Source organism: Streptomyces sp. NPDC015242 (genome assembly GCF_043079125.1).
GTDB lineage: Bacteria > Actinomycetota > Actinomycetes > Streptomycetales > Streptomycetaceae > Streptomyces.
This window is the reverse complement of sequence record NZ_JBIBUF010000001.1, coordinates 490,862-517,015: the sequence shown is the minus strand read 5'-3', so window position 1 is coordinate 517,015 and position 26,154 is coordinate 490,862. Positions and strand designations below refer to the sequence as shown.

The following is a 26,154-nucleotide window of genomic DNA, read 5'->3' as shown; positions in this document are numbered from 1 at the left end:
GGTCCGACCAGTCGGTACGTTCTTCCCGCCCGGGCCCGCGACGCGGCGGCCCGGGTCTGGACACGAGCGGTGGAGGGGTGGGGCCCATGTCCGTAAGCGAGGCGTCCGCGCAGGACGCGCCCGAGAGCCGGGTGCGGGTGCACGGTCACTGCGACCCGCGGTTCACGGCGGTGCGCGAGGCCTTCGAGGAGAACTTCCGCGAGCGCGGCGAACTGGGCGCCGCGGTGGCCGTCACCGTCGGCGGCAGGGTCGTGGTGGACCTGTGGGGCGGCTGGGCCGACAGGGCACGCAGCCGGCCGTGGGAGCGGGACACCGTGGTCAACGTCTGGTCCACGACCAAGGGCCCGGTGGCGCTCTGCGCGCACATCCTCGCCGACCGCGGGCTGCTGGACCTGGACGCTCCGGTGGCCGTGTACTGGCCCGAGTTCGCCGCGGCGGGCAAGGAGAAGGTCCTCGTGCGGCACCTGCTGTCCCACCGGGCCGGTCTGGCCGGGCTCCGGGAGCCGCACTCGCTGGAGCAGCTCTGCGACTGGGACCTGACCACGCAGCGGCTCGCGGCGACCGAGCCCTGGTGGGAGCCGGGCACCCGGTCCGGCTACCACGCACTGACCTACGGCCACCTGGTCGGTGAGGTCGTACGACGCGTGTCGGGACTGCGGCCGGGCGCATTCCTGGAGCGTGAGGTGACCGGGCCGCTCGGCGCCGACTTCCGCATCGGCCTGCCGGAGAAGGACGCGGGCCGGGCGGCGGAGCTGGTCCAGCCGCCGGCAGCGCCGGACGGCACACAGGCCGCCGTCTTCGCCAGGCTGGCACCCGCGGCGATCGCCGCGCTGACCAATCCCGCGGTGGACGCGGCCGCCGCCAACACGCCGGGATGGCGGGCCGCCGAGATCCCCGCGGCGAACGGGCACGGCACCGCGCGGGCGGTCGCCGAGCTGTACGGCGTCTTCGCGGGGCGCGGTGCGTACGGGGGGCACCGCGTGCTGTCCCCGGAGGCTGCCGAGCGGGTACGCGAGGGCCAGGGCAGCTGCCGGGACCTGGTCCTCGGCGCAGGGTTCCCCCACGAGACGGAGGTGGGACTCGGACTCTGGCTGAGCGGAGGCAACGGCTCGTACGGACCGAACCCGCGCGCTTTCGGACACGACGGCTTCGGCGGCTCCTGCGGACTGGCCGACCCGGAGGCGGACGTGTCCCTGGGCTACGTGATGAACCGGATGGGGCCTCATATCGCCGACGACCCGCGCAAGATGGCGCTGGTCGGGGCGGTGTACAGCGCGCTGTGAGGCCGTAGGGGAAGACCTGCGGGCGCCGCCGTCCCCGGCCGGCGCGGGGGCACCGCGCCCGCCGCCCGGACCGGGCGCCCGCCGGCTCCGTCGCGTCCCGCCCGGCGGCCCGACGACCCGCGGCCGGTGCGGTGCCCGCGCGGCAGCAGCAGGGTTTCGGCCGAACCGCCCGGCCACCCTTCCCAACTGGTTTAGACCAATGCTAGATCTGGTGGCGCACCGAGCCCGCACGGCTACCGCACGTCACCAACAGGAGGCGCGGCATGGCCCGCACCACCCCGTCCGACCACCCGGCGACCGGCCACCCGCCCACGGACCCCCCGCCCACGAACCCGTGGGCCACCGACCCCCGGGCGGCCGATCCCCCGGCAACCGATCCCCCGGCGGCTGATCACCCGGCGGCCGAAGGGGATCCGCTGTACCGGCGGATCGCGGCGGAACTGCTCGGCGAGCTGCGCGACGGCACGATCCCGCCCGGCGAACGGCTGCCCGGCGAACGGCGGCTGGCCGGGCACTTCGGGGTCAGCCGGGAGACCGTACGGCAGGCGCTGGAGCTGCTGCGCCGCGAGGGTCTCGTCGCCACGGACCGGCGCGGCAGCCACGCCACCCTGCCCGGCGGGCCGACGGAGGCCCCGGCGACGCTCACCTTCCCGGTCGGAGCCCGCAGCGCGACGCCGGGCACCGTCGCCCGCGCCACCGTCACCTGGGAGCCTCCCCCGCCGGAACACGCCGAGGCCCTGGGCCTGGCTCCGGGCCGCCCCACCCTCATCCACCGCTACCGGTACACCACCGCCGACGGGCGCGGACTGCGCACCGCCGTCACGTCGTTCTCCGCCGTGGCCCTCGCCGAGGTGGAGGAACTCGCCCGCTACCGCGACCGCGCCGACGGCACCGCCGCCGCGCAGCTGCGGCGGGCCTACGACTGGATGCGCCGGGCCGGCCTGACGCTGCACCACCGCGACGCCATCACCCCGCTCGCGAGCACGCCGTCGGTGCGGGTCACCCGGCGGGTGCACGACCAGTACGCGCGCCCGCTGGAGATCACCGACCTGGTCGTGGACGCCCAGCAGGACGCGCTGGTCTACGAGTTCACCGTGCCGGGCCGGGCGGCGCGGCACGCAGCCGGCGGGGCGTCACGCCGTACGCGGCCCTGAAGCGGCGCGTGAAGTGGCTGGGGTCGGTGAATCCCCAGGCGCGGGCCACGGAGGCCACGGTCCGGGCGCGCCCCGCCGGGGAGAGGAGCGTGGAGCGTGCGCCTTCCAGCCGCTGCTCGATGATCCACTGCTCCAGGCTCAGCCCGGCCTGGGCGCACAGGCGGTACAGCGCGCGCACGGAGATGTTGTGGGCGTGGGCGATCCGGGCGGGCGTGAGGTCCGGTTCCGTCAGATGGGTCCGGGCGTAGGCGAGGACCCGTGGGAGCAGGGACTCCGCCAGCGCCGGACGGGCGTGGGCGTCCACGCCGGAGGCCGAGGTGATCAGGGCCCGCACCAGCTCCAGGGTGGCCGTGCCCAGGGCGGCGGCGCCCGGGTCGCCGGCGAGCGTGTCGGCGTCGTGGTGGATCCGGGCGAGATGGGCGCGGACGAGTTCGTACAGCGGACTGGCCCGCAGCCGTTCCGCGCCCCGGCGGACGATGTCGGGCGGCACGGCCAGGACGTCGTAGGGCATCTGGAGGGCGCGAGCGGCGCCGCTGCCGGACCAGGCGAAGTCGTAGGGGATCGTCAGGTCGTTGAGCATCAGCTCGCCGGGCTCGACGCGGTCCCGGCGGCCCGACTGGCCGAAACGGCCGGTGCCGTGGGTCTGCAGGGACAGGGAGACCATGGGCGGGCCCTCGAGCCGCAGGAAGCGGGGGCTGCGGGTGACCGACCAGCCCGACGAGCGGCTGGTGAACAGCATGAGTTCGCCGAACTGCCAGCGCTCCATACGGGCGAAGACCCGTTCGCCGCTCTCCTCCATGCTGACCAGTGAGGGCACGGACGCGCTCACCAGGGCGGTCCGGAAGGCCTCCACCCGCTCCTGTGCGGGCAGCTCCCCGGTGTCCAGCAGCAGCATCCTCCGCCCCCTCGCCGTGGCACGGTCGGTCGAGGACCGGGCACCGTCAGCCGATCCGGCGACCCCGTCCGCTGCCAGTATCGGCCACGGGCGGACGCTCTGTGCGCGTGTACCGGAGCCCCGCGGACCTCGGCCATCCCAGGGGGGAACGACCGTATGACCACGCATGACGAGCAGTTGATCGAGCGCGCCAACGCCGCCGGCCGCACGCCCGTCGTCTTCGTCCACGGACTGTGGCTGCTGCCGAGCAGCTGGGACCGCTGGGCGGACCACTTCGAGCGGGCCGGGTACGCCCCGGTCTCGCTGTCCTGGCCCGACGACCCGGAAACCGTCGAGGAGGCCAACCGGCACCCGGAGGTGCTCGCCGGCAAGACGGTCGGGCAGGTCGCCGACCATCTCGCGGGCCTGATCGGCGAGCTGAAGCGGAAGCCGGCGATCATCGGTCACTCGTTCGGCGGACTGCTCACGCAGATTCTCGCCGGACGCGGTCTGTCGGCGGCGTCGGTGGCCATCGACCCCGCGCCGTTCCGGGGCGTGCTGCCGCTGCCGGTGTCGTCGCTGCGCGCGGCGGCCCCGGTGCTCACCAACCCGGCCAACCGCAACCGGGCCGTGCCGCTCACCTACGACCAGTTCCGGTACTCCTTCGCCAACGCGGTGAGCGAGGAGGAGGCACGCGAGCTCTACGGCACGTTCGCCGTGCCGGCGCCGGGCGCGCCGCTGTTCCAGGCGGCCACGGCGAACATCAACCCGTGGACCGAGGCGAAGGTCGACACCGGCAACCCCGAGCGCGGGCCGCTGCTGATCATCTCCGGCGAGAAGGACCACACCGTGCCGTGGGCGCTGTCGAACGCCTCCTACAAGCGCCAGCGGCGCAATCCCGGGATCACGGAGATCATCGAGATCAAGGACAGGGGCCACGCCCTGACCATCGACCACGGCTGGCAGGAGGTCGCGGACACCGCCCTGACGTTCGTGCGGCGTTTCGTCTGATCCCGCGCCACGATCCCGGAGAGGAACCCCGATGAGCACGTTCACCACGTCCGACGGAACCGAGATCTACTACAAGGACTGGGGTGCGGGGCGGCCCGTGGTGTTCAGCCACGGCTGGCCGCTCAACGCGGACGCGTGGGACCGCCAGGCGCGCCTGGTCGCCGAGCACGGCTTCCGCGCCATCGCCCACGACCGCCGCGGGCACGGCCGCTCGGGCCAGCCGTGGCAGGGCAACCACATGGACCGGTACGCCGACGACCTGGCCGAGCTGATCGAGTCGCTCGACCTCGGCGACGCGGTGCTGGTGGGCCATTCGACCGGCGGCGGCGAGGTGGCCCGCTACATCGGCCGGCACGGTACCGCCCGGGTCGCCAAGGCCGTGCTGCTGGGCGCGGTGCCGCCGCTGATGCTGCGCACCGACGGCAACCCCGCCGGCACGCCGAAGGAGGCCTTCGACGGCATCCGGGCGGCCGTGGAGTCGGACCGCTCGCAGTTCTACTGGGAGCTGAGCGAGAGCTTCTACGGCTTCAACCGGCCCGGCGCCGCCGTGTCGGAGGGCGTGCGGCGGGCCTTCTGGATGTGGAGCATGCAGGCGGGCCTGAAGGGCGCGTACGACTGCGTCGAGCAGTTCTCGGAGACCGACTTCACCGAGGACTTGGCGCGGATCGACGTCCCCACGCTGGTCGCGCACGGTGACGACGACCAGATCGTGCCGATCGCCGCCTCGGCGCAGCGGACCGCGCAGCTCGTGAAGGGCGCGACGCTGAAGGTCTACGAAGGTGCCCCGCACGGCCTGGTGGGCGACTTCGAGGAGGCGTTCAACGAGGACCTGCTCGCCTTCATCCGCGGCTGACCGGCCCGGAGAGGCCGGACGGACCGGACGGCCCCTCCGGCCCGTCCGGGATCCGGGCCACGACCAGCCGCACCCGCGGGCTGCCGTCGCGTCGCCGCCCGAACTCCGGCAGCGCGTACAGCTCCACCCGGAAGCCGGCCCGGGTGAGCTCGCGCCGTACGTCCCCGAGCCGGAACGCGCGGTAGTACATGACGAACGGCGGCCGCCACAGCGCGTTGCGCACCCGCATCACCGCGTCGAAGCCGAGCAGCGTCCAGTACCCGGGGGAGGCCGGGCGGGGCGGCGCGACGAGCGGGAACGCGAAGCGGCCGCCCGGCCGCAGCACGGAACGGACCTGCGTGAACAGGCCGGGCAGTTCAAGGGGCAGGAAGTGCCCGAAGGCCCCGAAGCTCACGACCAGGTCGAAGGCGGGCGCGAACGGCAGGGCACGGGCGTCGGCCCGGACCCAGGAGACACGGGGCCCGCCGGAGCGGATCCGCTCGCGCGCGACGCCGAGCATGCCCGCGCTGAAGTCGACTCCCGTGACGCGCTCGCGGCACAGCCGGGCCAGCACGCCGGTACCGGCACCGGTGCCGCAGCACAGGTCGAGCCCCGCGCCGAAGGGTCCCATCGGCCGCAGGGCCGACTCGACGGCGCCGAGCACCGCGTCCGGGGTCCGGAAGGGCGTGTGGTCGAACTTCGGCGCGAGCAGGTCGTAGCCGCGTTCGACGGACGACAGGGCCTGGACGGCGAGCTCGCGCAGACTTGGGCCTTCGGGGCTGAACACCGGTTCAGCCTAGGCGCTTCCCGGCGCGTACCGGAGCTCCGCGGTTCGCCCCGGGGCCGCCACGGGCCGCAGTGGCCGACGAGCGCACGCGCGCGGCGGGGCGCGCCGGGCCGCCCCGCGCGGAGGCTCCACGCGTCAGACACCGGCCTGTCGCGTGCCGTCCTGAGCCGCGGGACGCCGCCGTTCGTCGCGCGGGGCGCGCTGGTCCAGGACCGTCCGCACGCGCGCGCACCAGCGCAGGTTCTCCTCCTCGAGGGCGATCCCCGCCAGCAGGGTGAGGTACGGGCCCACCCGGTCGGTCTCCCTCAGGTACTCCTCCTCGCCGCGGCCGGCCAGCAGGCGTTCGCGGACGCGCCGGTAGCGCGCCAGCTTGCCGCTCGCCCACGCCGCGCGCTCCTCGACCAGGGCCCTGGTCGCCGCGGGGTCGGCGCCGTCCATGGCCTGGATCTTGATGAGCAGTTCGTCGCGGATGGCGGTGGGCCGCCGGGGCGGTGTCGCGGCGAACGTGTCGAGGTCCCGGCGGCCCGCCCCGGTCAGTGTGAACATGCGCTTGTCGGGCCGCCGTTCCTGCCGGACGACCCGGGCCTCGATCAGGCCCTCCCCGGCCAGGCGCTCCAGCTCCCGGTAGAGCTGCTGCGGGGTCGCCGCCCAGAAGTTGGCGAGCGACACGTCGAACAGTTTCGACAGCTCGTAGCCCGACGCCTCGCCCTCCAGGAGGGCGGCCAGGACGGCGTACTTGAGAGACATGTGGACACCGTACCAACGGATGACTAATCTACTCCGCACCTACTCAACTAGTTGACCAAGGCGGTTCCGATGCGCGCATTCCGAGAGGCGGTCGAGGCGCTCGACCTGGACGCCGCCGAGGCGCTGCTGGCGCCGGACGTCGTCTTCACCAGTCCGGTGGTGTTCAAGCCGTACACCGGCAAGGCGATCACGGGGGCGATCCTGCGCGCCGTCTCCGGTGTGTTCGAGGACTTCCGTTACGTACGCGAGATCGACGACGTGGGCGGCCGCGACCACGCCCTGGTCTTCACCGCGCGCGTCGGCGACCGGGAGATCAACGGCTGCGACTTCATCCATGTCGGCGACGACGGGCTCATCGACGAGTTCACGGTGATGGTGCGGCCCCTGTCGGCGGCCCAGGCGCTCGCGGCCGCCATGGGCGAGCAGTTCGAGCGGATCGCCGAGGAGGCCAGGGCCCGCACGGCGTGAGCGGGCGGCGGGCGGCGAGCCCGTTTCCGGTGTTCTTCCGCCGTCCGCGGCCCGTTCGCGGTTGGATGTCCTCATGACGTCCGCCGAGCACGACCGGCTGATGCGGGCCAACCAGGCGAACTGGGACGCCCGCACCCCCGTCCATCTCGCCAGCCGGTTCTACGGCCTGGACCAGGACCTCGATCCCGAGCGCTGGTTCGCCCCCTTCGAGTGGGAGGACCTCGGCGAGCTGACCGGACGAGACGTGCTCCATCTGCAGTGCCATCTGGGCACGGAGACGATCGCGTTCGCCCGGCGCGGGGCCCGGGCCGTCGGGCTCGACTTCTCCGAGGCGTCCGTGGCCGCGGCGGCCGGCATCGCGGCCGGGGCCGGCGCGGACGTGACGTACGTCCGGGCATGTGTACGACGCCGTCGAGGCGCTGGAGGGACGGCGGTTCGACGTCGTCTACACCGGCAAGGGCGCCCTGTGCTACCTGCCCGACCTGGACCGCTGGGCGCGGATCGCCGGCCGGCTGCTGCGTCCGGGCGGCCGGCTGTACGTCGTCGAGTTCCACCCGCTGCTCAACTCCCTCGGCCCGAAACCCGCTTCCGGTGAGGGACCCGAGCTGCTGCTGCGCCACGACTACCTGGGCGGCGGCGGTCCGGTGCACCGCGACGCGACCCATACCTACACGGACGGACCGGCCGTCGCGGGCGCCACGGACAGTTACGAGTGGATGCACGGAATGGGCGAGGTCGTCACCGCGTTGACGGATGCGGGACTCACCGTGCGCCGCCTGCGCGAGAGCGACGAACTGCCCTGGCCGCGCTGGCCGCGGATGGTGCGCACGGAGTCCGGTTGGTGGCGGCTCCCCGAACCCCGCATCCCGCTGCTGTACGGGCTGCTGGCCACGCGCTGAGGCTTCTTCTCGTTCTCCTGGCGCGACCGGCGTGGTAACCTGCGAGACAGCACGTGTGCTTGCCCCCTGTTGTGGGCGCCGGTGCCAGTTCTCCCTCGCAGTATCTCTTCGTTTCCCAGCACCACCCTTTCGGCACCACGGCGGTTCCGCCGTGTGCGAGGTGCTGTTCCCCGCCGCACGGAGGCGTGCCCCAGGCCCTCCCTTCGCGGCTTCTCCCCTCCCTTTCGCATGTCTCATGCCGTCCCGTCCCCGGAAGGACACACCATCATGACCACCACACTCGACAGCCCGCTCGCCCGGCAGCGGACCACTCCCCGGGCCGCCGCCGGCGTCCTCGACATCGACGCGCACGGCAACGGGCACCTGCGCGGCGAGCACCTCCTGCCCACGCCCGGCGACCCGGCCGTCTCCCCCGCGCTGATCCGCCGGCACGGCCTGCGCAAGGGCGACCTCGTGGAAGGCGTACGCGGCGGCCGGGGCGGCCTCACCGAGGTCGAACGGGTCGACGGCGCCGTCCCCGCGGTGCTGGCCGGGCGGCGCCGCTTCGGGGACCTGACACCGGTGCACCCGCACGAGCGGCTGCGCCTGGAACACCCGGCCGCCGGACCGGCCGGACGGGTCATGGACCTGATCGCCCCGGTCGGCAAGGGCCAGCGCGGGCTCCTCGTGGCCCCGCCCAAGACCGGCAAGACCGTCCTGCTCCAGCAGTTCGCGGCCGCCGTCGCCGGCAACCACCCCGAGTGCCGGCTGATGGTGCTGCTCCTGGACGAGCGGCCCGAGGAGGTCACGGACATGCGGCGCGGCGTGCGCGGCGAGGTGTACGCCTCCACCTTCGACCGCGGCGCCCGGCAGCACATCGCCCTCGCGGAACTCGTCATCGAGCGGGCCAAGCGGCGGGTCGAGGCCGGCGAGGACGTCGTCGTCCTGCTCGACTCGCTGACCCGGCTGTGCCGGGCGCACAACAACGCGGCGGGAGCCGGCGGCCGCACCCTCACGGGCGGCGTCGACGCGTCGGCGCTGACCGGGCCCAAGCGGTTCTTCGGCGCGGCCCGGGCGGCCGAGGAGGGCGGCTCCCTCACGATCCTCGCGACCGCCCTGGTGGAGACCGGCTCCCGGGCCGACGACTACTACTTCGAGGAGCTGAAGAGCACCGGCAACATGGAGCTGCGCCTGAACCGCGAGGCGGCGTCCCGCCGGGCCTTCCCGGCCGTCGACATCGTCCCGTCCGGCACACGCCGTGAGGAACTACTGGTCCCGCCGGGCGAGTTGACGGCCCGGCACGCACTGCGGCGGGTCCTGCAGAACCGCGACGGGCAGGGTGCGCTGGACACCCTCCTGGACCGCCTGCGCGAGACGCCGGACAACGCGACGTTCCTGCGGCGCGTCCGGCCGACCCTGCCGTCGGACTGACGCGCGTCCGTGCGGCATCCGGGTGCTCGCGGGGGGCCATCGGCCCCGCCGCCGCCGCACGGGACCCGGCCGTTTCTACGTTGATCGTATGATCATCGGACTCTCTTCCCGGGTGGCCGTGTCGGCCGGCGCGCTCTGCGCGGCGGGGCTCCTGGTTCTGACGCCCGCCGCCGTGGCCCGCCCCGGCGGCGCGGAGCCGGCCGCGCCGGCCGCGCCCACCGCGCCCGCCGGGCCGCGGGCGGCGGCCCCGCACCCCTCGCTGCTGCACCGGCCCGGCCTGCACGTCCGCCCGCGTGCCGGAACGCCCCGCGTCCCCCGGGTCTCCGCCCTGTCCTGGCTGGTGGCCGACGCCCGCACCGGCGAGGTGCTCGCCGCCCGCAACGCGCACCGCAGGCTCCCCCCGGCCAGCACCCTGAAGACGCTGTTCGCCCTCACGGTGCTGCCGTCCCTGCCCGCGGGCATCCGGCACACCGTCCGGCAGGAGGAACTGCGGGGCATCGGGTCCGGCAGCAGCCTCGTCGGGGTCGCCGAGGGACGCACGTACCGGGTCGCCGACCTGTGGCGCGGCGTCTTCCTCAACTCCGGGAACGACGCCGTGCGCGTGCTGGCCGAGCTGAACGGCGGCTGGCGGGTCACCGCCGAGCGGATGCAGGTCAAGGCCCGGTCCCTCGGCGCCTTCGACACGCGCGTGGTGTCCCCGGACGGCTATGACGCCCCGGGCCAGGTGTCGTCGGCGTTCGACCTGGCCGTGTTCGGCGCGGCGGGGCTGCGCAACCCGGACTTCGCGCGGTACTGCGCCACGGTCGAGGCGAGGTTCCCCGGCGGCGGCCGCTGGTCGTACCCGATCCGCAACACCAACCGGCTGCTGAGCGGCGCCGGCGGGGTGCAGCCGTACCGGGGGCTGATCGGTGTCAAGAACGGCTACACCAGCAAGGCGGGCAGCACGCTCGTCGCGGCGGCGCGGCGCGACGGCCGCACGCTCGTCGTGACGGTGATGAACCCGCAGAAGGGCGGCGGGGCTGCCGTCTACGAGGAGGCGCGCTCGCTGCTCGACTGGGGGTTCGCTTCGGCCCGGAGCGTCGAGCCGGTCGGGTCGCTCGTGGTGCCGCGCCCGGCCGCGCGGCCGGAGGTGACGGCCGTGCCGGCGGCCGCCGCGGCCGTGTCGAGGGAGCCCGCTTCCGTCTGGACGGAGGCGGGTCTGATCGTCGGAGCGGCCGGGCTCGGCGCCGCGGTCGTGGTCCTGGTGCTGCGGCTGCCGGTGCGCGGGCCGGGGCGGAACTGACCGGCCGGCAGCCACAGGAGCAGGCCGAGGGTGATCCAGGCGTACAGGTTGCCGCCGAGGAAGCCGTCGACGCCGGACGCGTCGTCGAACCACAGCCAGACGACGCTGGTGCACAGCACCGCGTACAGGGCTCCCGCGACGCGGACGTGCCCGGCGCGCACCAGGACGGCGAAGGAGGGCAGCAGCCACACGAGGTGGTGCACCCAGGTGATCGGGCTGACGAGGCAGGCGGCGAGACCGGTCAGGGCGAACCCGGCCGCCCAGTCGCCCGCCGCGACGGCCCGGCGCGCCCGCACCGCCCACACGCCGAGCACCAGCAGGACGGCCGCCGCCCACACGGCCCGGTCGTGCTCGCCGAGCCGGGCGAGGACGCCCTGCACGGACTGGTTCGAGACGTAGGCCTGACTGCCCACCCGGCCGGTGTCCCACAGGGCCTCGGTCCAGTAGAAGCGCGAGGCGTCCCGGTCCACACCGGCGGCGAGGGCCGTGGCCCCGAGGGCGACGCCCGTGGCCACCGCGGCGGCGCGCCACCGCCGGGTCACCAGCAGCAGCCCGATGAACAGCGCCGGCGTGAGCTTGATCGCGGCGGCCAGTCCGATGCCGGCGCCCGCCCATCGTCCCCGTCCGGTGGCCAGCAGCGCCGCGTCGGTGAGGACGAGGGCCAGGAGCAGGAGGTTCACCTGCCCGAAGCTGATGGTGTCGCGCAGCGGTTCGAACAGGGCGAGCAGGCACGCGAGCAGGGCCCAGCCGAACCAGCCGGGCCGTCGCCACGCAGGGGCCGCGAGCAGGCGCAGGATCAGGGCGAGGGCCGCCAGGTTCAGCAGCAGGGCGACGGCGATCGCGGTGCGCAGGTCCAGCAGGGCCATCGGCGCCATGGCGACCGCGGCGAACGGCGGATAGGTGAAGCCGTAGGCCGTTCCCGGCACGCGGTAGTCGTAGATCCGGCCGCCGTGGTGGACCCAGGTGCCGACGCTGCCGTGGTAGACGCGCAGGTCGAACCAGTCGCGCAGCAGGGGCACGGTCGCGGTGAAGACGGTGACCGCCGTGGCGAGCGCGAGCACCAGCAGCAGCCGGCCCCGGTCGGAGCGCGGCAGCGACGGGGTCATGCGGCGCGTCCCAGAGCCGGCGCGAGCTGGGCCTGCCGGGCCTGCCACAGCACGACGAGGGCGAGCGCCCCGCCGGAGACGGCCAGCAGGAGCTGCCCGGTGCCGGCCGGTCCGCCGCTGGGCAGGACGCACAGCGCGAGCACGCCGGTCACGGCGGCCGTACGGGGGCGTACGCAGCCGCCGGGCGCGGCGGCGGCGATGAGGAACAGGCCCCACAGGGCGTACCAGGGGCGGATCGCCGGGCCGAGCGCGGCCACGGCGGCCAGGCTCAGGCCCAGGGCGTACACGGGCCGCGGACGCAGCCGCAGCCAGATCACCGCGATCGCCACCACGGCGGCCACCATGCCCAGCGTGTGCCAGGCCGGGATCGCCAGGGGCGCGAGATCGCTGCCGAGGTGCTCAAGCAGCGCGCGGGTGGCGCGCCCCAGCAGGGTGGTCAGGGCCCAGTTCTGCGGCGAGGCGGGAGTGCCGAGCGCGCCGATCCAGCCGTATCCGGTGCCGGCGGCGGCCGTGGCGGCGACGGTCGTGCCGGCCGCGGCGCAGGCCGTGGCCGCGACGGCCTTCACCGGGGCGCGCCCCGCGCGCACCTGGAGGACGACGACGGCGGCCAGGCCGAGCACGGCCGGCGCCTTGACCAGCGCGGCGAGCGTCACCAGGACGGCGCCGAGGACGGGCCACCGGCCGAGCGCGGCGACCAGGCCCACGCCCAGCAGGCCCAGCATGACGGCGTCGTTGTGGGCACCGGCGACCAGGTGCAGCAGGACGAGCGGGTTGAGGGCGCCCAGCCACAGGGCGGCGGACGGGTCGGCGCCGCTGTGGCGGGCGAGGCGGGGCAGCGCGGCCGCCATCAGGGCCACGCCGGCGAGCGCGACCAGCCGCATCCCGAGGAGACCGGCGGGCAGTTCCCCGGCGGTCAGACCGGACAGGGCCGCGGCCACGGCGAGGAACACCGGGCCGTACGGGGCGCCGGTGTGGCGCCACAGCGGGGCCACCTCGTCGGCGAGCGGGCCGCCGAGCCGGGACGGCCCGTGCGCGTACACGTCCAGGTGCGCCTCCACCATGGCCCCTTGGGCGAGGTAGCTGTAGACGTCCCGGCTGAACAGCGGCGGGGCCAGCAGCAGCGGGGCCGCCCAGACGGCGAGGACGAGCAGCAGGGCCCGCGGGGCGGGCGGCCGCGGGCCCCGGACCAGGCGGCCCAGCAGGGCCCAGGCCGCGATCAGCAGGACGACACCGAAGTAGGCGCCGACGAGTCCCAGGGCGGCGTGTGCGGACGCCGGGTGGAGGAGGTCCCGTACCGGCAGGGCTCCGGCCGTCTCACCGCCCAGGGCGAGGCAGGCGGTGCCGGCCAGGCCGAGTACCTGGCAGCGGCGGAGATCGACGGGAGGAGCCATGGCCAACACCCGGGCAGCGTGGCAACGCGGGGTGGCGCTGCGGCGACCGCGGCCCCTCCGGCGGGCAGCGGACGTGTGACCGGACGGTGATCGCTCGCGGTGTTCAGAACACCGACAGACCCGTCAGCGTCGTGAACCTGTCCAGTGCCGCCACGCCCGCCACGGAGTTGCCCCGCTCGTCCAGGCCCGGGCTCCACACGCACAGCGCGCAGCGGCCCGGGACGACCGCGATGATGCCGCCGCCCACGCCGCTCTTGCCGGGCAGGCCCACGCGGTACGCGAAGTCCCCGGCCGCGTCGTAGGTGCCGCAGGTCAGCATGATCGCGTTGATCTGCTTGGCCTGGCTGCGGGTGAGCAGGCGGGTGCCGTCGGCGCGGACGCCGTGCCGGGCCAGGAAGGTGGTGGCGAGGGCGAGGTCGGCGCAGGACGCCGTGACGGAGCACTGGCGGAAGTACTGTTCCAGCAGGACCGGCACCGGGTTGTCGATGTTGCCGTACGACGCCATGAAGTGGCCGAGCGCGGCGTTGCGGTCGCCGTGGGCGGCCTCGGAGGCGGCGACCTCCTCGTCGAAGGTCAGCTCCGGGTTGGCGCTCTCGGCGCGCAGGAACGCCAGCAGTTCACCCGACGCGTCGCCGCTACGGGTGTGCAGCCGGTCGGTGACGACGAGCGCGCCCGCGTTGATGAACGGGTTGCGCGGGATGCCGTTCTCGTACTCCAGCTGCACCAGGGAGTTGAACGGGTTGCCGGAGGGTTCGCGGCCCACGTGCTCCCACAGGGCGTCGCCCTCCCGGGCGAGGTCGAGGGCGAGGGTGAAGACCTTGGTGATGGACTGCGCGGAGAACGGCTGCCGCCACTCCCCCACCCCGTACACGGTGCCGTCGGGTTCGGCGACGGCCATGCCGAAGCTGCGCGGGTCCCGGGACGCGAGCGCCGGGATGTAGTCGGCGGCCCGGCCGCGGCCCGGGGTCCGCCCGATCTCCTCGGCGATGCGCTCCAGAACCGGCTGGAAGGTGGTCGGCGACGTCATGATCGCCATTGTCCCTCCGGGCCGGTCCGCCCGCGCAGGGCACGGGCCTTCATGCGTTGTCGCGGTCCAGTGGCGGAGACTAGCGTGCGGGCAGCGAGTGATCCCGGAGGAGCTGAGCATGGTCGGTCGTCCGAGCGCGCGTTGACGTCATGGGCCGTAGGCCGGCCCGTCATCGCGTGCCGCCCTCGATCCGTGGCACAGCGAGCCCTCTTCCCGCCCGGCACCGCCGTCGCGCCCTGTCGCGCGCCGGGTGCCGGCTTCCTCCGCGCGACTCTTGGGGTCCCCGTGCCGTCCGACCGCCCTTCCGGTTTCCCTGCCGCGTCCGATCCGTCCGGCCCGTCGTCCGGTGCGCAGGGCGCGTCCGCCCGGCCCGGTCTGCGGCGGGACCCCGACTTCCGCCGTCTCTGGGCGGGCCAGACCGCCTCCCAACTGGGCGAGCACGCCTGCCTGGTGGCGCTGCCGCTGATCGCCGTGCTGACGCTGCACACCGACGCGGGCCGGCTGGGCGTCCTGCGCGCGGTGGGGCAGGCACCGGTGTTGCTGCTCTCGCTGTTCGTCGGCGCGTGGGTGGACCGGTGGCGGACCCGCACGGTGATGGTGCTGGCCGACGCCGGCCGGGCCGTGGCGCTGGGTGCTGCCGCCCTGGCGGGGCTCCTGGGCGTGCTGGGCCTGCCGGCCCTGCTCGTCGTCGCGTTCGCGGTCGGGGTCCTGTCCGTGTTCTTCGACGTGGCGTACCAGACGTCGCTGGTGCGGCTGGTGGCACGCGATCAGCTGGTGCGGGGCAACAGCGCGCTGGAGGGCAGCCGGTCCGCCGCCCAGACCGGCGGACCCGCGCTCGGCGGGACACTGGTGTCCCTGCTGTCGGCGCCGGCCGCCGCGGCGGGCGGCGCGCTGTTCTTCGTGGTGTCGTTCCTGTCGATCCGGCGGATCCGCCGGATCGAACCGGTCCCCGACCGCGCGGCCCGGCCCCCTCGGCTGCGGCGGCGGATCACGGCAGGTGTCCGCTTCGTCGCCCGGGACCCGGCCCTGCGGGCCGTGGGCCTCGCCTCGGCCGCCTTCCAGTTCTCCTTCGCGGCCACGATGACCGTCTACCTGCTCTACCTGCCGCGGGAACTGCATCTGCCGGGCAGCGCGGTGGGACTCGCGCTCGCCGCGACGGGGCCGGGCGCGCTGGTGGGGTCGCTGCTCGCCGCCCGGCTGCCGGGCCGGTTCGGGCACGGCGTGGTGCTGGTGTCCGCGGCGGCCCTCGGCGACGGGGTGCTGTTGTGCGTACCCTGGCTGCGCGGCCCCGCCGCCGTGACCGTGCCCGCGCTGGTGGCGGTCAACTTCCTGTTCGGCGCCTTCGGCCAGCTGGTCAACGTCACCACCATGTCCGTGCGGCAGGCCCTCGCCCCGGACCCGATGCAGGGCCGCGTGGCGGCGACGATCACCTGGGCGGGCATGGGTGTGGCCCCGCTGGGCTCCCTGCTCGGCGGCCTGGTCGCCGAGCAGTGGGGGTTGCGCACCGGCCTCGTGGTGACGGCCTCCGGGATGCTGCTGTCCCCCGCGGTGATGGCGCTGTCCCCGCTCGCCCGCCTGGGACGGACGTTGCCCCCGGGTGGGCCGGAGGCGACCGGTGAGCGCCGCCGGTGACCGGCTCAGCCGACGGCCGGGCGCTCCCGCGGCCCGCTGCCCGCCAGGACCTCCGGGCGCAGCAGGGCCGCGAGGGTCCCGGCGGGGAGCAGGCCCTTCTCCAGCACGAGTTCGGCCACGCCCCGGCCCGTGGCGAGGGCCTCCTTCGCGATGTCGGTGGCGGCCGTGTAGCCGATGTGCGGGTTGAGGGCGGTGACCAGGCCGATGGAGTTCTCGACCGTGGCCCGCAGGGCCTCGGTGTTCGCGGTGAGGCCCCGCACGCAGCGCTCCGCGAGGGTCAGGCAGGCGGCACGCAGATGCGTGATCGACTCCGACAGGGAGTGCAGGATGATCGGCTCGAACGCGTTGAGCTGGAGCTGCCCGGCCTCCGCGGCCATGGTGATGGTGACGTCGTTGCCGATCACCTCGAAGGCGACCTGGTTGACCACCTCGGGGATCACCGGGTTGACCTTGCCCGGCATGATCGACGAACCGGCCTGCACCGGCGGCAGGTTGATCTCGCCGAGGCCCGCACGCGGCCCCGACGACAGCAGCCGCAGGTCGTTGCAGCTCTTGGAGAGCTTGACCGCGATGCGCTTGAGCACGCCGGACATCTGCACGAAGGCACCGCAGTCCTGGGTCGCCTCGACCAGGTTGGCCGCGGTCACCAGGGGCAGGCCGGTGAGGGCCGCGAGGTGGCGGCGGGCCGACTCGGCGTATCCGGCGGGGGCGTTGAGGCCGGTGCCGATGGCCGTGGCACCCAGGTTGATCTCGTGGATCAGCTCGACGGCCTCGGCGAGCCGGGCCCGGTCCTCGTCCAGCATGACGGCGTACGCGGAGAACTCCTGGCCGAGCGTCATGGGCACCGCGTCCTGCAGCTGCGTACGGCCCATCTTCAGCACGTCGCGGAACTCGACGGCCTTGTGGGCGAACGCGTCCTGCAGCACGGCCATCGCGTCCAGCAGCCCGCGCACCGCGAACACCGTCGCGACCTTGACGGCGGTCGGGTAGACGTCGTTCGTGGACTGGCCGAGGTTGACGTCCTCGTTGGGGTGCAGGTGCTGATACTCGCCCTTGGCGTGGCCCAGCAGTTCCAGGGCCCGGTTCGCCACGACCTCGTTGGCGTTCATGTTCGTGGAGGTGCCGGCGCCGCCCTGGACGACGTCGACCACGAACTGGTCGTGCAGCTTGCCCTGGCGGATCTCCCGGCAGGCGGCGACGATGGCGGCGGCCTTGCGCGGATCGAGCAGGCCGAGTTCCTCGTTGGCGAGGGCCGCGGCCTCCTTGACGGCGGCCAGGGCGTCGATCAGGTGCGGGTAGGCGGAGATGGGCGTCCCCGTGATGGGGAAGTTCTCCGTGGCCCGCAGGGTGTGCACACCCCAGTAGGCGTCGGCGGGAACGTCACGGTCACCGAGCAGGTCGTGCTCGGAGCGGGTGGCGGCGGTCATGAGGGTGAGGGGTCCCTTTTCTAGAACTGAGAGGAGAGAGCGCCCCCTCAGGGGCGCGGGGAACTGCGCGAGCAACCACGGAAGCGCCGCAGCCGCCGGACGGGAGAACCCGGCACGCGCTCAGGCGCAGGCGGCACCGGCGAGCGGCTCCAGCGAGCGGACGGGCCGCACCCGCCCGACCTCCCGCCCGCCGCCGAGCAGCGGCTCGCCCGCGAACCGCGTGAGCAGCTCCGGGTCGACACCCGCCCGGGCCAGCGCGGCGGCGGTCACCGGCACCCGCGCCCGGTTCGCCCCGTCCGCGATCTTCACCGCGACGGCCCGCCCGTCGGGCAGCGCGGCGACCTGCACGCCCTCGAAGCCGTCCTTGGACAACAGCCCCGGCACCGCCCGCATCAGCGCGGCGACGTCCCGCCCGGAGCCGGAGGCCATCTCGGGGTGCGCGCGCATGGCGTCGGCGACCCGGGCCTCGGGCGTGCCCGGCGCGGCCGAGACGATCCGGGCGGTCGCGCGGGCCAGGCCGTGCAGGGAGAGAGCGAACAGGGGCGCTCCGCAGCCGTCGACGGTGACCTTGGCGATCCGCTGCCCGGTGAGGTCCTCGACGATCTCGGCGATGGCCTGCTGGAGCGGGTGGCCGGGGTCGAGGTAGTTCTCCAGCGGCCAGCCGTTGAGGGCGCAGGTGTAGAGCATGGCCGCGTGCTTGCCGGAGCAGTTCTGGGCGAGCCGGGAGGGCGATCGGCCCTCCCGGACCCAGGCGTCCCGGACGGCCGGGTCGAACGGCATGTCGGGGACGTTGCGCAGGTGGTCCCCGGTGAGCCCGGCGAGTTCGAGGATCCGCCGGGCACCGGCGAGGTGGCGTTCCTCGCCGGAGTGGCTGGCCGCGGCCAGCGACAGCAGTTCGCCGTGGAGCGGGAGTCCGGCCCGGGCCATGGCCACGGCCTGGACGGGCTTGATCGCGGAGCGGGGGTAGAAGGCGGCCTCGATGTCTCCGATCTGGAGCTGGACCTCCCCGTCGGCGCCGAGGACGACGACGGAGCCGTAGTGCATGCCTTCGACGATTCCGCCGCGTATGAGGTGGGCGACGGGGGCGTGGACGGGTTCACGGACCAGGGGTGCGGCCGCGAGGGAACTGCTGTGCATCACTGCCTGCTTCTCTGGGAGGGGCGCGTGGGTCACGCGCCGGCTCCGGTGGTGGACGTGCGCGAGATTCGGCCGCGGATGCCGAACCATCCGGCGACCAGGGCCCCGACGATCAGCGGCAGGCACAGCACGGTGGTGCGTCCCGCGCCGCCGTCGGCGTACATGAGGACCAGGACGGAGGCGAGGAACGCCAGCGTCACGATCTCGGTCCAGGGAGAGCCCGGCAGCCGGTAGCCGGGGCGGGTGAGCTCGCCCTTCCGGGTCTTCTGCCAGAAGAGGAGGTGACAGAGCATGATCATGCCCCAGGTGGCGAGGATGCCGATCGCGGCGAAGTTCAGCACGATCTCGAACGCCTCGGCGGGCACGACGAAGTTGAGGCCGACGCCGAGCACACAGACGCCGCTGGTGAGCAGGATGCCGCCGTAGGGGACCTGGCTGCGGCTCATCACCGAGGTGAATCTCGGCGCGGATCCGGCCATGGCCATGGAGCGCAGGATGCGCCCGGTGGAGTAGAGGCCGGAGTTGAGGGAGGACATCGCGGCGGTGAGGACGACCAGGTTCATCACGCCGCCGGCCGCGGGGACGCCGATGTTGGACAGCACGGTCACGAACGGGCTCTCTCCGGCGGTGTACTTGTTCCACGGCAGCAGCATCGACAGCAGGACGACCGAGCCGACGTAGAACAGGCCGACGCGCCACATGATCGAGTTGATCGCCTTGGGCATGATCTTCTCGGGGTTCTCGGTCTCGCCGGCCGCGACGCCGACCAGCTCGACGGAGGCGTAGGCGAAGACGACGCCCTGGATGATCAGCAGCATGGGCAGCAGGCCGTGCGGGAAGAGGCCGCCGTTGTCGCCGATCAGGGACGGGCCGGGGCTGTGGCCGTCGACCGGGTGCTGGGTGACCAGCAGGAAGATGCCGATGCACATGAAGCCGACCAGTGCGCCGACCTTGACGATGGCGAACCAGAACTCCAGCTCGCCGAAGATCTTCACGGAGATCAGGTTCACGGTGAGGACGACGGCCAGCGCGATCAGGGCGATCACCCACTGCGGGATGTCGGAGAACATGCCCCAGTAGTGGGTGTAGGTGGCCACGGCGGTGATGTCGGCGATGCCGGTGGTCGCCCAGTTGAGGAAGTACATCCAGCCGGCGGTGTAGGCGCCCTTCTCCCCCATGAACTCGCGGGCGTAGGAGACGAAGGCGCCGGAGGAGGGCCGGTAGAGCACCAGCTCGCCGAGGGCGCGGACGACGAGGAAGGCGAAGAGGCCGCAGACCGCGTAGGCGAGGAAGAGGGACGGGCCCGCGTCGGCGAGGCGGCCGCCGGCGCCGAGGAACAGGCCGGTGCCGATGGCACCGCCGATGGCGATCATGTTGACGTGCCGGGACTTCAGGGACTTGCTGTAGCCCGCGTCTCCGGCGTCGACATGGCCGGAACGTTTCTGCACTCCGTCGTGCAGGGACTGCTCGCTCACGCCTCGGGTCCGCCTTCCGTGGGGGTTTCCGTGCCGGTGGCCGTGCGCGGGGAGCGCACGATGTCGGTGAGGGTCGTCTCGACGCGGTCGAGGTGGTGGGTCATGGCCTCCACCGCGTCGTTCTCGGAACCGTCGATCAGCGCCTCGACGATGGCCCGGTGCTCGCGGTTGGACTGCTCGCGGCGGCCGCCGAGCTCGTTGAGGAAGGCCGACTGCCGGGCCAGCGCGTCCCGGATCTCCTCGATGACGCGGCGGAAGACCGGATTCTGGGCGGCCTCGGCCACGGCGAGGTGGAACAGCGAGTCCATGGCGACCCAGGCGGTGGTGTCGGTCTCCCGCTCCATCCTGTCCAGCAGGTGCGCCAGGTGGTCGAGGTTCTCCGGCGTGCGGCGCAGGGCCGCGTACCCGGCGACCGGGATCTCCACGTGGCGGCGGACCTCCAGCAGGTCGCTGGCCGCGTAGTCGCCGAAGGTGGGGTCCTCGACGGTGCTGGCGACGACGAAGGTGCCCTTGCCGGTCCGGGACACGGTCAGGCCCATGGTCTGCAGCGCGCGCAGCGCCTCGCGCAGCACGGGACGGGAGACCTCCAGGGTGCGGCAGAGCTCCGCCTCGGAGGGGAGCTTGTCGCCGATGGCGTACTCCCCCCGCTCGATGGCGCCGCGCAGATGCGCCAGCACCGCTTCCATGGCACTGACGCGGCGCACAGGCTGTCCGGCTGTCCGGCTGTCTGACAGGTTCACGGGAGAGATACTCCGGCCGGCGGCTCACGCTGTCAAGAGGCGCCCCGGGGGGCTGCGGGAAAACCGCGCGACGAGCCACGACGGCACCGCGGACGGACGACGCCACCACGGACGGCGTCGTCTTCCCCCAGGACACTCAGCCGTGCAGCACACCCGCCCCGAGCAGCCCGAACAGCAGCACACCCACCACGACCCGGTAGATGACGAACGCGCTGAACGAGTGCTTGGCGACGAACTTCAGCAGCCACGCGACGGCGGCGTACGCCACGACGAAGGAGACGACCGTCCCGGCGGCGAGCGGCGCCGCGCCCACCCCGGTGCCCAGGGCGTCCTTCAGCTCGTACACGCCGGCACCGGTGAGCGCGGGGATGCCGAGGAAGAAGGAGAGCCGGGTGGCGGCGACGCGGTCCAGGCCGAGGACCAGGGCGGTCGACATGGTGGCGCCGGAGCGCGAGAAGCCCGGGAAGAGCAGGGCGAGGATCTGCGAGGCGCCGACCAGCATGGCGTCCCTGAAGGAGGCGGCGTCCTCGCCGCGCGTGTGCCGGCCCGCCCGGTCCGCCGCCCACATCACCCCACTGCCGGCGACCAGCGAGCCGGCCACCACCCACAGCGAGGCGAGCGGGCCCTCGATGAACGGCTCGGCGGCGAGCCCCACGGCGACGACCGGGACGGTGGCCCAGACGACCCACCAGGCGAACCGGTAGTCGTGGCGGTCCCGCTCCTCACGGTGGCGCAGACCGCGCCCCCAGGCCGAGGCGATCCGCACGATGTCCCGGGAGAAGTACACGAGCACGGCCGCGATCGCGCCGACCTGGACGACGGCCGAGAACCCGACCACGGCACGGTCGTCCACGGGGATGCCCATGAGCCCTTCGGCGATCTTCAGATGGCCGGTGGAGGAGACGGGCAGGAACTCGGTCACCCCCTCGACGGCTCCGAGGACGACGGCCTGACCGACGGTGATGACGCTCATGGGATCCAGTTCTGTTCGACAGGGGCGGGAGCGGAGGCGTCAGTGGTACCGCACGCGGGCGAGAACGGCTCTCACCTGCGCGCGCACGCCAACCCCTTCGGGCAGTTCCCCTCCCCCGCTTCCTCCCGTCGTGCAGCGCCGGGCACGGCCGCACCGCCCCGGCGGTTCACACCGACTCCTTACGCGCGGAGCGGCCTACCAGCCCTTCTCGAACATGCGGGCGACCTCGGCGATCCGTATGTCGTCGCGGCGGTAGCACAGCCGCCCGCCGGACCGGGTGCTGCGCAGCATGCCGGCGGCCTCCAGCAGCCGCAGGTGGGTGGTGGCGACCGGGCGCGGCAGCGCGAAGTGCTCGGCGACGGCGTCCGCGGTGACCCCGCCCGCGGCGGGGCCGGGTTCCCTCAGCCAGGCCAGGATGCGCAGCCGCGTCTCGTCCGTGGGAGTGCTCAGCATGGCGTGCCCCTGCCTCGCGGCGTCGTCCTCTGCACCGCGTCTTCCCACTGTCCCGCACACCATGCGGTCACGTCCGGGACTCCGAGTCCTTGACCGATACCGAACTGCCCTGTGCCGTCCATGAGTTCGGCTCCGTCCGGTCCGGCGCGACGGGAGGGGACGGCGGAGCGGGCCACGTCCCCTCCCCCACGCACTCAGCGGTGGCGGAACCAGGACATCGACGTGAGCGCCCGGTCGTCGTAGCCGAACAGCGCCTGGTTCTCCCAGCCGTTGCCCGAGGAGGCGTCGGTCGGGTCCCAGCCGTTGCCGGACACCGCCGTCCAGGTCGCCTCCCAGTAGAAGACGCCCAGGCCGCGGCCGTTCGGGACGGCCTCCACGATGCTCGCCACGTCGTTCATCCACCGGGTCTGGCCGGCCACGCTCGCGGGATAGCCCGGGACCAGCTCGGCCTCGGTGTCGATGATGTTCTCGTGGGCGTCCTCGCTGTCCAGGCGGAACGGGTAGGCCGTCTCGGCGACGAACACGGGCTTGCCGTAGCGGGTGGCGGCGTCGTCCAGGGTCGTCTGGAAGTCGGCCAGGGTGCCGTGCCAGTAGCCGTAGTACGACAGGCCGATCGCGTCGAACCGCACGCCGTGGGAGCGGGCGCTGTCGAACCACCAGCGGGTGCCCTCCAGGTCACCTCCCTCGGCGAGGTGCAGGGCCACGGTGGTGCCGGAACTGACCGCCTTGACCGCGTCGTAGCCGGAGTTGAGCAGGCCGGCGAGCTGCGGCCAGTTGGAGGTGGAGCCCTCGGTCCACAGCATGCCGCCGTTGATCTCGTTGCCGACCTGGACCATGTCGGCGGTGGTGCCCTGCGCCTTCAGGGCGTTCAGCACGTCGTAGGTGTGCTGGTACACGTCCGTCTTCAGCCGGCTGTAGGAGTGCCCCGCCCAGGCGGCGGGCTTGTCCTGGCGGCCCGGGTCGGCCCAGAAGTCGGAGTAGTGGAAGTCGACCAGCAGCTTCATGCCCTGGGCCTTGACGCGCTTGGCCGTGGCCAGGACGCGGGCCTTGTTGTTGAAGCCGTCGGCCGGGTCGACCCACACCTTGAGGCGGGCGTAGTTCATGCCGTTCGACCTGAGGATCGACAGGGCGTCGCCGGCGGTGCCGGAGGCGTTGCGGTAGACGCCGCCCCTGGCCTCGCTCTTGGCGAGGGACGAGATGTCGGCGCCCTTGACCGACGTCCCGGAGGTGCCCCGGGCGAAGGTCAGGTCGTCGACGTTGATCCAGTTGCCCGCGTTCGCGTCGCTGTTGACGCTGATCGTGCACTGGTTGTTGGTCACGTCGACCGGCACGACGATCCGGATCCAGCCACTGGCCGAGACGGGCAGGTCGGTGCGCTGCTCGGCGCCGCCGCAGTTCTTCAGCGCTATGTAGGCGGACTTCTGCCCGCCGCCCGAGCGCACCCAGGCGGTGAGCCTGTAGGCGCCGTTGGTGAGTCCGGACAGGTACTGGTAGGTCTCCACCTTGTAGGCGCCGGCGGCCCAGTGGCTCAGGCGGTAACTGCCGCCGTGGCCGCCGGACTCGGTGAACGAGGCGCCGGTGTCGCCGTACTCGGACCAGCCGGCCGGTGCTGCAGCACCCGCGCCGTCGGCTTCGAAGCCGCCGTTGGCCAGCGTGCTCGCGGCGTGGGCGGAGGGGGCGGGCAGGGCGGTGAGGGCGAGCCCGGCGGCGAGCGGCAGCAGCAGGGCCCTGAGGGTGCGTCTGGGATGGAACATCGTCGTCCGTCGTCCCTTCGACGTGGGGTTGGGGAGTGTCTCCCGTCCGCGGCCGGGCGGGAGAGCCCCTCCGCCCGCGGCTCGTGGCACACGCGGGCGGAGGGAGTCGGTTCAGCCGTCGAGCCGGACGACCCGGACGGCTCCGGCGGGGACGGGCAGGCGGCCGGCGGCCCGCTCACCGGTGAGCAGCTCGGTGCCCGGGACCTCCAGAGGCACCTTGACGTCCGCTCCGGTGTGGTTGACGGCGAAGAGGTAGGTGCCGGACTCGCCGGTGCGGCGGACCACTTCGACGTCGCGGGGCAGGTCGGCGCGCGGGGCGAGCCGGGCGTCCTCGGCGGCCATGCCGAGCAGCGTGTCGAGGCCGTCGGCGCCGAGCCGGGTGGAGACGTACCAGGCGGTGCCCTCGCCGAGGCGGTGCCGGGTGACGGCGGGCAGCCCGGAGGCCAGGCCGTCGGCGTAGGTGAGGACCGTGTCGGCGCCGCGGGGCACGACGAACTCGGTCCAGACGTCCGCGTTCAGCTCGGTCCCGTCGGGGCCGGTGAGCCGCACGCGTTCGCCGGCCAGCAGCGGTGAGAACTCCTCGACGGTGAGGCCCAGGACGTCCCGCAGCGGGCCCGGGTAGGCGCCCTCGTGGACGGCGTCGTGCTCGTCGACGATGCCGGAGAAGTACGACACGACCAGGGTGCCGCCTCCTTCGACGTATGCGGTCAGGTTGCGCCCGGCCGCCTCCGTCATCAGGTACAGGGCCGGTACGACGACAAGGGGATACCTCGACAAGTCGGCTTCCGGGTGGGCGAAGTCGACGGTGAGGTGGCGGTCGTAGAGGGCCTCGTAGAAGGCGTCGGCGCGCTCGCGGGCGTCGTGGTCGACGCTGGGGCGCCAGTCGAGGGTCTGCGCCCACCAGGAGTGCCAGTCCCACAGCACGGCCACGTCGGCCTCGGTGCGCGTGCCGCGGATCTCGGCCAACGCGTGCACGAAGGAGCCGAGTTCGACGACCTCGCGCCACACGCGGGTGTCGGTGCCGCCGTGCGGGACCATCGCCGAGTGGAACTTCTCGGCGCCGCGCCGGGACTGGCGCCACTGGAAGAACATGGCGCCCTCGGAGCCGCGCGCCACGTGCGCCAGGGAGTTGCGGGCCATCTGCCCGGGGGCCTTGGCGGGGTTGCGGGGCTGCCAGTTGACACCCGAGGTGGAGTGTTCGAGCAGCAGCCAGGGGGCACCGCCCGCGACGGATCGGGTGAGGTCGGCGGCCATCGCGAGGTTCACGTGGGTGCGCCGGCCGTCGGTGATCAGGTAATGGTCGTTGGTGACGAGGTCGGCCTCGCGGCCCCAGGCCCAGTAGTCGACGGAGTCGCACTGGCTGAGCGCGGTCATGAAGTTGGTGGTGACCGGGACGCCCGGGGACAGGCGGTGCAGGATGTCCCGCTCCGCGACGAAGTTCTCGCGCATGGTGGCGTCGGCGAACCTCTTGTAGTCCAGCGCCTGGGCCGGGTTGACGGCGGCCGGGGTGACCCGGGGCGGGTTGATCTGCTCGAAGCCGGTGTAGCGCTGGCCCCAGAAGGCCGTGCCCCATGCTTCGTTGACGGCGTCGACGGTGCCGTAGGCGGCGGCCAGCCAGCGGCGGAAGTGGGCGGCGCAGGAGTCGCAGTAGCAGGCGGAGACGGGGACGCCGTACTCGTTGTGGACGTGCCACAGCGCCAGCGCCGGGTGGTTTCCGTACCGTTCGGCGAGCGCGGTGGTGATGCTCGCGGCGGCGGCGCGGTAGTCGGCGTTGCTGTGGCAGATGGCCGCGCGGGAGCCGAACTCGTAGCGCACGCCCTCGGCGGTGACGGGCAGCGCCTCGGGGTGGGCCCGGTAGAACCAGACGGGCGGGACGACCGTGGGGGTGCCGAGGTCGACCCGGACGCCGTGCTCGTGCAGCAGGTCCAGGAGCCGGTCGAGCCAGCCGAAGTCGTAAGTGCCGGGCGAGGGTTCCAGCAGGGCCCAGGAGAAGATCCCGACGCTCACCATGGTGACGCCGGCCTCGCGCATCAGCCGGACGTCCTCCTGCCAGACGCTTTCCGGCCACTGCTCGGGGTTGTAGTCCCCACCGAAGGCGAGCCTGGTGAGGCCCCTGGGGGTGGTGTCCGGCATGGATGGTCTCCCGCTGATCGATCAATTGGGAACGTGCACACACAGCAGCGCGGTGCGGAGCCCAACATAACCGCACAGCAACAACCATTGACAAGTGTCCGGGATGTTTCTCTACTGTGAACGCTCACAGAAGCATGGCAGGTCCTCGCAGCAGGCGAG

The 26,154-nt window shown here is 73.6% G+C and carries 21 protein-coding genes and 2 pseudogenes; 9 read left to right on the top strand and 14 right to left on the bottom strand.

What is annotated here, in order from left to right; genetic code table 11:
* The first annotated feature begins 86 nt into the window (after window positions 1-86).
* Window positions 87-1,283: a serine hydrolase domain-containing protein gene (locus tag ACF07N_RS02330; RefSeq protein WP_392107306.1), complete on the top strand. Its 1,197-nt coding sequence runs from the start codon at window positions 87-89 to the stop codon at window positions 1,281-1,283.
* 263 nt (window positions 1,284-1,546) lie between these two features.
* Window positions 1,547-2,437: a GntR family transcriptional regulator gene (locus ACF07N_RS02325; RefSeq protein WP_392107303.1), complete on the top strand. Its 891-nt coding sequence runs from the start codon at window positions 1,547-1,549 to the stop codon at window positions 2,435-2,437.
* Here ACF07N_RS02325 and ACF07N_RS02320 read toward each other — a convergent pair.
* Complete coding sequence (locus ACF07N_RS02320; RefSeq protein WP_392107300.1) at window positions 2,373-3,332, bottom strand: helix-turn-helix domain-containing protein; 960 nt, start codon at window positions 3,330-3,332, stop codon at window positions 2,373-2,375. The genes ACF07N_RS02325 and ACF07N_RS02320 overlap by 65 nt on opposite strands.
* Window positions 3,333-3,488: 156 nt before the next feature.
* Between ACF07N_RS02320 and ACF07N_RS02315 the strand changes: the two genes are divergently transcribed.
* Entirely contained in the window at window positions 3,489-4,322 is an 834-nt protein-coding gene (locus tag ACF07N_RS02315) for an alpha/beta hydrolase (RefSeq protein ID WP_383329289.1), read from the top strand.
* A 31-nt stretch (window positions 4,323-4,353) separates the two neighbouring features.
* The gene (locus ACF07N_RS02310) at window positions 4,354-5,175 is read left to right on the top strand and encodes an alpha/beta fold hydrolase (protein WP_392107297.1); all 822 of its coding nucleotides are present in this window, start codon (window positions 4,354-4,356) and stop codon (window positions 5,173-5,175) included.
* Here ACF07N_RS02310 and ACF07N_RS02305 read toward each other — a convergent pair.
* Entirely contained in the window at window positions 5,162-5,941 is a 780-nt protein-coding gene (locus ACF07N_RS02305) for a class I SAM-dependent methyltransferase (protein ID WP_392107294.1), read from the bottom strand. The genes ACF07N_RS02310 and ACF07N_RS02305 overlap by 14 nt on opposite strands.
* A gap of 135 nt (window positions 5,942-6,076) precedes the next feature.
* Window positions 6,077-6,688 (bottom strand): PadR family transcriptional regulator, encoded by a 612-nt coding sequence (locus ACF07N_RS02300; RefSeq protein ID WP_392107291.1) that lies wholly within the window; start codon window positions 6,686-6,688, stop codon window positions 6,077-6,079.
* 69 nt (window positions 6,689-6,757) lie between these two features.
* Here ACF07N_RS02300 and ACF07N_RS02295 point away from each other — a divergent pair, with 69 nt between their 5' ends.
* The 4 genes and pseudogenes from ACF07N_RS02295 to ACF07N_RS02280 form a co-directional block, all read left to right on the top strand.
* Window positions 6,758-7,156: a nuclear transport factor 2 family protein gene (locus ACF07N_RS02295; RefSeq protein ID WP_392107288.1), complete on the top strand. Its 399-nt coding sequence runs from the start codon at window positions 6,758-6,760 to the stop codon at window positions 7,154-7,156.
* A gap of 73 nt (window positions 7,157-7,229) precedes the next feature.
* A pseudogene (locus tag ACF07N_RS02290) lies at window positions 7,230-8,055 on the top strand (class I SAM-dependent methyltransferase).
* Between the two features lie 267 nt (window positions 8,056-8,322).
* Window positions 8,323-9,465 carry a transcription termination factor Rho gene (gene rho / locus ACF07N_RS02285; protein WP_392107286.1) on the top strand — a complete coding sequence of 381 codons (1,143 nt, stop codon included), beginning with the start codon at window positions 8,323-8,325 and terminating at the stop codon, window positions 9,463-9,465.
* An 88-nt stretch (window positions 9,466-9,553) separates the two neighbouring features.
* Window positions 9,554-10,408 (top strand): annotated as a pseudogene (locus ACF07N_RS02280) (D-alanyl-D-alanine carboxypeptidase family protein); the annotation flags it as partial.
* A gap of 83 nt (window positions 10,409-10,491) precedes the next feature.
* Here the strand turns inward: ACF07N_RS02280 and ACF07N_RS02275 are convergent.
* From ACF07N_RS02275 to ACF07N_RS02265, 3 genes are all read right to left on the bottom strand, one after another.
* The gene (locus tag ACF07N_RS02275) at window positions 10,492-11,853 is read right to left on the bottom strand and encodes a glycosyltransferase 87 family protein (RefSeq protein WP_392107283.1); all 1,362 of its coding nucleotides are present in this window, start codon (window positions 11,851-11,853) and stop codon (window positions 10,492-10,494) included.
* Window positions 11,850-13,244: a polyprenol phosphomannose-dependent alpha 1,6 mannosyltransferase MptB gene (mptB, locus tag ACF07N_RS02270; RefSeq protein ID WP_392107280.1), complete on the bottom strand. Its 1,395-nt coding sequence runs from the start codon at window positions 13,242-13,244 to the stop codon at window positions 11,850-11,852. The genes ACF07N_RS02275 and mptB overlap by 4 nt, the downstream gene beginning before the upstream one ends.
* Before the next feature lie 103 nt (window positions 13,245-13,347).
* Entirely contained in the window at window positions 13,348-14,280 is a 933-nt protein-coding gene (locus tag ACF07N_RS02265; RefSeq protein WP_383329265.1) for a glutaminase, read from the bottom strand.
* Between the two features lie 366 nt (window positions 14,281-14,646).
* Here ACF07N_RS02265 and ACF07N_RS02260 point away from each other — a divergent pair, with 366 nt between their 5' ends.
* Window positions 14,647-15,903 (top strand): MFS transporter, encoded by a 1,257-nt coding sequence (locus ACF07N_RS02260; protein ID WP_392108743.1) that lies wholly within the window; start codon window positions 14,647-14,649, stop codon window positions 15,901-15,903.
* 5 nt (window positions 15,904-15,908) lie between these two features.
* Here ACF07N_RS02260 and aspA read toward each other — a convergent pair whose 3' ends face one another.
* The 8 genes from aspA to ACF07N_RS02220 form a co-directional block, all read right to left on the bottom strand.
* Window positions 15,909-17,330, bottom strand: a complete 1,422-nt coding sequence (aspA, locus tag ACF07N_RS02255) for an aspartate ammonia-lyase (protein ID WP_392107277.1) — start codon at window positions 17,328-17,330, stop codon at window positions 15,909-15,911.
* A gap of 120 nt (window positions 17,331-17,450) precedes the next feature.
* Entirely contained in the window at window positions 17,451-18,467 is a 1,017-nt protein-coding gene (locus ACF07N_RS02250) for an asparaginase (RefSeq protein ID WP_392107274.1), read from the bottom strand.
* Window positions 18,468-18,499: 32 nt separating this feature from the next.
* Window positions 18,500-19,942, bottom strand: coding sequence for an amino acid permease (locus ACF07N_RS02245; RefSeq protein WP_392107271.1), 1,443 nt, complete (start codon window positions 19,940-19,942; stop codon window positions 18,500-18,502).
* Window positions 19,939-20,628: a FadR/GntR family transcriptional regulator gene (locus ACF07N_RS02240; RefSeq protein ID WP_383343594.1), complete on the bottom strand. Its 690-nt coding sequence runs from the start codon at window positions 20,626-20,628 to the stop codon at window positions 19,939-19,941. The genes ACF07N_RS02245 and ACF07N_RS02240 overlap by 4 nt, the downstream gene beginning before the upstream one ends.
* A 190-nt stretch (window positions 20,629-20,818) precedes the next feature.
* Window positions 20,819-21,655 carry an undecaprenyl-diphosphate phosphatase gene (locus ACF07N_RS02235; protein ID WP_392107268.1) on the bottom strand — a complete coding sequence of 279 codons (837 nt, stop codon included), beginning with the start codon at window positions 21,653-21,655 and terminating at the stop codon, window positions 20,819-20,821.
* A gap of 195 nt (window positions 21,656-21,850) precedes the next feature.
* The gene (locus ACF07N_RS02230) at window positions 21,851-22,108 is read right to left on the bottom strand and encodes an ArsR/SmtB family transcription factor (protein WP_392107265.1); all 258 of its coding nucleotides are present in this window, start codon (window positions 22,106-22,108) and stop codon (window positions 21,851-21,853) included.
* Between the two features lie 194 nt (window positions 22,109-22,302).
* A complete protein-coding gene (locus tag ACF07N_RS02225) occupies window positions 22,303-23,862 on the bottom strand; it encodes an arabinogalactan endo-beta-1,4-galactanase (protein ID WP_392107262.1) in 1,560 nt (519 codons plus the stop codon).
* A 111-nt stretch (window positions 23,863-23,973) separates the two neighbouring features.
* Window positions 23,974-25,995, bottom strand: a complete 2,022-nt coding sequence (locus ACF07N_RS02220; RefSeq protein ID WP_392107259.1) for a beta-galactosidase — start codon at window positions 25,993-25,995, stop codon at window positions 23,974-23,976.
* Window positions 25,996-26,154 lie beyond the last annotated feature (159 nt).

Coding starts and splice junctions, on each gene's coding strand:
- ACF07N_RS02330 (WP_392107306.1), top strand. CDS start 87: ATGTCCGTAAGCGAGGCGTCCGCGCAGGACGCGCCCGAGAGCCGGGTG.
- ACF07N_RS02325 (WP_392107303.1), top strand. CDS start 1,547: ATGGCCCGCACCACCCCGTCCGACCACCCGGCGACCGGCCACCCGCCC.
- ACF07N_RS02320 (WP_392107300.1), bottom strand. CDS start 3,332: ATGCTGCTGCTGGACACCGGGGAGCTGCCCGCACAGGAGCGGGTGGAG.
- ACF07N_RS02315 (WP_383329289.1), top strand. CDS start 3,489: ATGACCACGCATGACGAGCAGTTGATCGAGCGCGCCAACGCCGCCGGC.
- ACF07N_RS02310 (WP_392107297.1), top strand. CDS start 4,354: ATGAGCACGTTCACCACGTCCGACGGAACCGAGATCTACTACAAGGAC.
- ACF07N_RS02300 (WP_392107291.1), bottom strand. CDS start 6,688: ATGTCTCTCAAGTACGCCGTCCTGGCCGCCCTCCTGGAGGGCGAGGCG.
- ACF07N_RS02295 (WP_392107288.1), top strand. CDS start 6,758: ATGCGCGCATTCCGAGAGGCGGTCGAGGCGCTCGACCTGGACGCCGCC.
- rho (WP_392107286.1), top strand. CDS start 8,323: ATGACCACCACACTCGACAGCCCGCTCGCCCGGCAGCGGACCACTCCC.
- ACF07N_RS02275 (WP_392107283.1), bottom strand. CDS start 11,853: ATGACCCCGTCGCTGCCGCGCTCCGACCGGGGCCGGCTGCTGCTGGTG.
- mptB (WP_392107280.1), bottom strand. CDS start 13,244: ATGGCTCCTCCCGTCGATCTCCGCCGCTGCCAGGTACTCGGCCTGGCC.
- ACF07N_RS02265 (WP_383329265.1), bottom strand. CDS start 14,280: ATGGCGATCATGACGTCGCCGACCACCTTCCAGCCGGTTCTGGAGCGC.
- aspA (WP_392107277.1), bottom strand. CDS start 17,330: ATGACCGCCGCCACCCGCTCCGAGCACGACCTGCTCGGTGACCGTGAC.
- ACF07N_RS02250 (WP_392107274.1), bottom strand. CDS start 18,467: ATGCACAGCAGTTCCCTCGCGGCCGCACCCCTGGTCCGTGAACCCGTC.
- ACF07N_RS02240 (WP_383343594.1), bottom strand. CDS start 20,628: ATGGAAGCGGTGCTGGCGCATCTGCGCGGCGCCATCGAGCGGGGGGAG.
- ACF07N_RS02235 (WP_392107268.1), bottom strand. CDS start 21,655: ATGAGCGTCATCACCGTCGGTCAGGCCGTCGTCCTCGGAGCCGTCGAG.
- ACF07N_RS02230 (WP_392107265.1), bottom strand. CDS start 22,108: ATGCTGAGCACTCCCACGGACGAGACGCGGCTGCGCATCCTGGCCTGG.
- ACF07N_RS02225 (WP_392107262.1), bottom strand. CDS start 23,862: ATGTTCCATCCCAGACGCACCCTCAGGGCCCTGCTGCTGCCGCTCGCC.
- ACF07N_RS02220 (WP_392107259.1), bottom strand. CDS start 25,995: ATGCCGGACACCACCCCCAGGGGCCTCACCAGGCTCGCCTTCGGTGGG.